Below are 5,267 nucleotides of genomic sequence, written 5' to 3' on the forward strand. Positions count from 1 at the left end.
CCATCAAAGCACGTTCTCGCCACCGCACGCTCACCGTACGTGACCGACTCCACTGCTCCAGCGTACGGCGCTGTTCGTCATCGAGGAAGATCGGTGGCTTCATTGTCTGCGTCCAAGGCTTTGTGCCTCGTTTGACAGCATACAAAATGTATTGGTTCACTATCTTAGAAGCAGTACACTAGGACGACTCACGCCGCCTCCTGCTACCGTATTCTCGTAGTGAGATTGTGAGGGGATGCCATGGGGAGCGCCGCAGAAATTCGCAAATTGACGGTGTCGCGGTTTCGAGGAATCGAAAGACTCGAATGGAGACCTGTGTCCGGCATGAACATAATCCTCGGTGGCGGGGATGTTGGAAAGACGACGATCCTGGAAGCTATCGCGCTGCTACTTAGTCCGACGAACTCGACCGCATTGTCGGAGTCTGATTATTGGCAGCGAGACAGCTCGCAGGAATTTTTCATCGAGGCAGTGATATCGCTTTCTGAGGCTTCCGGGGTCAATACGCAAAGGAATTTCTCTTGGCCGTGGACGTGGAACGGAACGGAGGCGGTACAGCCGGTAGCCAAGGAGGAAGGCGAGGACACGCTTGATGCCGATGATCCTGTGTATCGGGTACGCGTACGAGGAACCACTGAACTAGAACTCGCGTGGGAACTAGTGCAGCCCAACGACGAAGCGGATCATTTCTCCGTCAGCGTTCGCCGTAAGATTGGCGTGGTTCGACTGAGTACGGACGATCACAATGACCGTGACCTTCGGCTGGTTTATGGCTCCGGATTGGATCGGCTGCTTGCTGACAGCGCGCTGCGTGCGCGCATCGGAAAGCAAATTTCGGAACTGGACGTCGAAGGGTCGCTGAATTCGGGTGGAAGGAACGCAATTGACGAGTTGGACAAGCGTCTGGTCGGTTCCGCTTTGCCGCATGACCTGAAGCTCGGCCTGACTACGAGCCAAGGGCTATCCATCGGCGCGCTGATCGGATTGCTGGCCAAGAAGCATGGGGTTAGCCTGCCACTTGGCACCTGGGGCTCCGGTACAAGGCGGATGGTTGCCCTGGAGATTGCCTCGGCTGCCGAGAAAGAGGTGAGTATCACGTTAGTCGACGAGATCGAACGTGGGCTGGAGCCCTATCGACTGCGCAAGCTCGTCAGCGTCATTTCGGATGAAGAGGGTCAAGCATTTATTACCACGCATAGCCCAGTGGCCATCGCCTGCAGTGAGAAGGCACAGTTGTGGTACATGGACGCTAATGGCAACGTCGGTGCGTTAGCGCGCGGCAAAATCGCGGCCCAACAGCGCAGGGATCCCGAGACATTCCTCGCCAAGGTGGCTGTGATCGCGGAAGGTCCTACAGAGGTCGGGTTTCTGAAGTTTTTTCTGGAAAAGGCGTTTGGCTCCGCTCCACTAGACCACGGTGTGCGCGTATGCGATGGCCAGGGGAACTACGCAACCCTCGACCTGCTGGAGACGCTGTCTGCCTCCGGCCTCATTTTCGCAGGATTGGTGGACAACGAAGGTACCGATCCCGGCCGTTGGCAGTTATTGAAGCGAAAGCTGGGTGACAGGCTCCATCAGTGGCAACAAGGGTGTACGGAGCAACAAGTGATCCGGGAGATAGCGGAAGACAAGCTGCCCGAATTACTGAAAGATGAAGATGGCGCGTATGACGGCGATCGTCTGCGAACGATCGCGGAACGACTCGGCGTCCAGGACAAACAACTGGCGTCCATCGTGCGGGCCTCGGCCGATCAGGGGAAAACACTACGCGAACTCATTGTTGCTGCCGCCACTGGTAGCAAGGAAGGGGCGCCGACCGGAGATGAGAAAGCATGGAAGAAGCACTCCCAACACTGGTTCAAATCCGAAAAGGGCGGGCGTGAACTCGCCCAAAGACTGGTCGCTCTGGGCGCGTGGGGTGCGATCAGTCCGCAGTTGGGTCCGTTGCTCAGTGCGATCTTGGTCGCGGCAGGCCTGCCGCCGAAAGATAAACTGACCTTATGAGCGATGAGGCGGTTGCAGCGGTACTCCGTTCCGATCAACCACTTGTGCTCATCGAGGCCGCAGCCGGTTGCGGGAAGACCTATCAGGGTGCCAGCTACGCAAGGGACGCTATGGCGACCCTTGATGGCGGTCGGCTCCTTGTCCTTACGCATACTCATGCGGCATGTTCAGTTTTTGCCGAGAAGACGAAGAGTGCCGGAAGCAAGGTCGAGATCAAGACCATCGATGCACTCATCATGCAGGTCGCGACTGCTTATCGTCAGGCGTTGAGACTGCCATCGAACCTGTCTTCGTGGGCTTGGCGGGACAACGGCAACGGATTTTCGGTCATGGCGGCGAAGGTCGCCGCATTTCTTGGCGCACACCCCATGGTGGCGAGAGCTCTCGCCATACGCTACCCGGTGGTCGTCTGTGACGAACATCAGGATTCGAGCGCCGACCAGCATGAAGTGATCATGGCGCTGCACCGCAACGGCGCAATACTCCGAATTTTTGGCGATCCGCTCCAGCGAATTTACGGCGGACAGACCGCTCGCGCTGCCAAGGCCGAACAAGCGCGTTGGGGGGCCTTGAAGAAGGTTGCGGCCTGCGAAATCTTGGATATCCCACATCGATGGCAAACGGGATGCGCCGAACTCGGAGAATGGATTCGCTCGGCACGGGAAAGCTTAAAAGCTGACCAGCCTATAGACCTAACCAAGGCGGTGCCGGAGTCGCTGACCGTTCTACGCGCTAACAACGTCGCAAAACAGCATGGCGGCTACCGTCTCTCGAATCAGCGGCGACCCATCAATCAGTTGGTCAACAGGTTGGATCAGTTAATGATTCTTGCATCGCAAAACGATCTGGTCGCTGCACTCCGTGGATTCTGGATGCGGAGCATCCCGATTTGGGAAGGGCATACGCGGAATGCATTGGCCGCGCTCGTCACCGTCATGCGAGACAAACACGGCGACGCCGAAGGCCTTGCCCAAGGGCTGATAGAATTCGTTTCTGGCGTCTCCGTCGGGTTCACGCAGAGAAGCCACGGCGACCGTCTGTCGCAGGAGATAAGGGAAGGCTGCATTCGCGGTACGAAAGGGAAGCCTGCCAACATCCAAGCGATTGCGCGGTTGATACTGGAGAGCCCTTCGTCCAAGGGCATAGCGGATGCAGTTGGAGCGATTCAGGATCTAGTCGAGGCTGGAGGGGACGGGTTTTCCGACGTCAAGATCGATCATCGTGCCGAGTTCCGGGACGCGATTCGACTGGGTCCATTCTCAGACGCAGAGGAAGGGTTCTCGGAGATTGCGCGACGTAGGTCTTATTCACGCCCATCTCCGCCACCACGAACATTGAGTAGCATCCACAAAGCCAAGGGACTGGAATGCGATCATGTCATGGTCATGGCCTGCAATCGTGCCCAGTTCTCGTCGAGCGAGTATTCGAAGTGCAAGCTGTATGTAGCAATCAGCCGAGCCAAGCGATCACTGACGCTAGTTGTTCCTGATACGAATACAAGCCCGTTGTTCAAGATGTGAGTGTAGGCGGGCAAGCGCCCGCTCTCGGCCAGCAAACGACCGTTGGTCGCCGTTCGCTGGATCGTCGGTTGGTAAGTATTGCTCGACGGTCGCTTTCCGACCCATTGCCGTCGTTTGTTGCGACGATAAAGTACCAACTTTGTTGCAGTCAGTTCCTGACCCTGACCCTTAGTCTGAGCCTTTCTCATCCTTGGTATGTTGGTTGTACGTCACCGTCATAAATCCCGACAGCCACGTTTGCTTAGCCCAGTCCTTCGTCAGTCCATCCAGTGTCGCCATGTCTCCAGTGGCTGCCAGGCGATCGATATCCTCTTTCCCGAGAGCCGGATAAACCTTGGGGCGACAACCAACTGGTTTTGACTCGCGTCCCTGCGTCAACTGCCGCAGCTGAAGCGCCTCCCGGGTGTGGCAATTTGCGATTTCGTCGAAACCCATCCGGAGCGCCAAGTCTGATAGCTGGTCAAGCGTGAAAGCGCCAATTTGACGCGTCGCGCTTACCGCGTGCTCTGAGTCCAGCTTGGCCCTCGAAAGGCCTCCATCGAGCAATATATTGAGGGCTCCACCCGATGCCATCAGGGCGGCGGCGCGCTCCGACTTCGGCACGGTCATCAACGCATCGCGCGCGGCACTGGCTTTGTCCCGCTGGATGCGCCGGGGGTCAGGATCGAGCGCATGCTGCCAGTATTCGGTGAATACGACGTGCCGTTCGGCGACGGCGAAGTCTGGTACGACAACGTCCGTGTGCCGAAGTCCAATCTGCTTCTGGGCGCGGGCCGTGGCTTCGAGATCGCACAGGGCCGGCTGGGGCCAGGACGTCTCCTTCATTGTATGCGCTGCATCGGGGCGGCTGAACGCGCGTTGAATCTGATGATCGAACGTGGTTTATCGCGCCAGGCGTTCGGCAAGGATCTGGTCAATCTGGGTGGCAATCGCGAGCGGATTGCGGACCTACGTATCGCCATCGACCATGCCCGCTTGCTGACGCTATATGCGGCGTGGAAGATCGACCAGGTCGGCGCGATCCCGGCGTTGACCGAGATCTCGGCGATCAAGGTGGTGCACCAATGTGTTGCAGCGGACGGTGGATCCGGCGATCCAGATGCACGGCGGCGCCGGCCTGACCTATGACTTCCCGTTGACCGCGATGTTTGCGTGGACGCGAGTGCTGCGTCTGGCCGACGGGCCCGACGAAGTGCATCGAGGTTTGATCACGCGTATGGAACTGGGGAAGCATGCAACGCGAGGATCGAAGCGTCCTGCCAAGGAGAAACAATGAACGCTAAACGCATTTTCATCACCGGTGGCGCTTCAGGGTTGGCGCGCGCGTTGGCCGAACGCCATGGACGCGCCGGTTATCGGGTGTGTATCGGTGACATCAACAAAAAGCGCGGCGCCGAAACCCTGAGCGCGCTTCGGGGGCTCAGCGTGGAAGCACATTTCATCGACTGCGACGTTACTAGCGAGAAAGATCTGCAGGCGGCGGCGAAATGGCTGCAGGCCGAATGGGGCGGCGTTGACATTGTCGTCAACAATGCCGGCGTGGCCATGGCCGGCGGCATCGACGAGCAGTCGCTGGCAGACTGGCAGTGGGCGGTGAACATTAACTGCTGGGCGTGGTGCGCGGTTGCAAGGTGTTCACGCCTATGTTCCGACGCCAGGGCGGTGGTTATTTCGTCAACGTCGCGTCGATGGCCGGGCTGATCCATCCGCCGATGCTGGGTGCGTACAACGCCACCAAAGCCG

At 58.3% G+C, this 5,267-nt stretch carries 4 protein-coding genes and 1 pseudogene; 4 read left to right on the forward strand and 1 reads right to left on the reverse strand.

Annotated features, from left to right (window positions below; translation table 11 throughout):
- Positions 1 to 240: 240 nt before the first annotated feature.
- Together VMU57_RS22285 and VMU57_RS22290 are read left to right on the forward strand one after the other, a co-directional pair.
- On the forward strand, positions 241 to 2,004 hold the full coding sequence (locus tag VMU57_RS22285; RefSeq protein ID WP_325387459.1) for an ATP-binding protein: 1,764 nt from the start codon (positions 241 to 243) through the stop codon (positions 2,002 to 2,004).
- The gene (locus tag VMU57_RS22290) at positions 2,001 to 3,524 is read left to right on the forward strand and encodes a UvrD-helicase domain-containing protein (protein WP_325387461.1); all 1,524 of its coding nucleotides are present in this window, start codon (positions 2,001 to 2,003) and stop codon (positions 3,522 to 3,524) included. Before VMU57_RS22285 ends, VMU57_RS22290 begins: the two co-directional genes overlap by 4 nt.
- 168 nt (positions 3,525 to 3,692) lie before the next feature.
- On the opposite strand, the gene VMU57_RS22295 is transcribed toward VMU57_RS22290, so the two are convergent.
- Positions 3,693 to 4,349 (reverse strand): hypothetical protein, encoded by a 657-nt coding sequence (locus VMU57_RS22295; RefSeq protein WP_325387463.1) that lies wholly within the window; start codon positions 4,347 to 4,349, stop codon positions 3,693 to 3,695.
- Positions 4,350 to 4,352: 3 nt separating this feature from the next.
- On the opposite strand from VMU57_RS22295, the pseudogene VMU57_RS22875 reads away from it, so the two are divergent.
- Together VMU57_RS22875 and VMU57_RS22305 are read left to right on the forward strand one after the other, a co-directional pair.
- Positions 4,353 to 4,800: pseudogene (locus VMU57_RS22875) on the forward strand (acyl-CoA dehydrogenase family protein).
- Entirely contained in the window at positions 4,797 to 5,225 is a 429-nt protein-coding gene (locus tag VMU57_RS22305; RefSeq protein WP_325387465.1) for an SDR family NAD(P)-dependent oxidoreductase, read from the forward strand. Before VMU57_RS22875 ends, VMU57_RS22305 begins: the two are co-directional and overlap by 4 nt.
- Positions 5,226 to 5,267 lie beyond the last annotated feature (42 nt).

The organism is Edaphobacter sp. (genome assembly GCF_035532915.1).
Taxonomy (GTDB): Bacteria; Acidobacteriota; Terriglobia; order Terriglobales; family Acidobacteriaceae; genus Edaphobacter.

Bases quoted from the DNA above. Each gene is read 5' to 3' on its own strand.
- VMU57_RS22305 (WP_325387465.1), top strand. From the start codon at position 4,797: ATGAACGCTAAACGCATTTTCATCACCGGTGGCGCTTCAGGGTTGGCG.
- VMU57_RS22285 (WP_325387459.1), top strand. From the start codon at position 241: ATGGGGAGCGCCGCAGAAATTCGCAAATTGACGGTGTCGCGGTTTCGA.
- VMU57_RS22290 (WP_325387461.1), top strand. From the start codon at position 2,001: ATGAGCGATGAGGCGGTTGCAGCGGTACTCCGTTCCGATCAACCACTT.
- VMU57_RS22295 (WP_325387463.1), bottom strand. From the start codon at position 4,349: ATGAAGGAGACGTCCTGGCCCCAGCCGGCCCTGTGCGATCTCGAAGCC.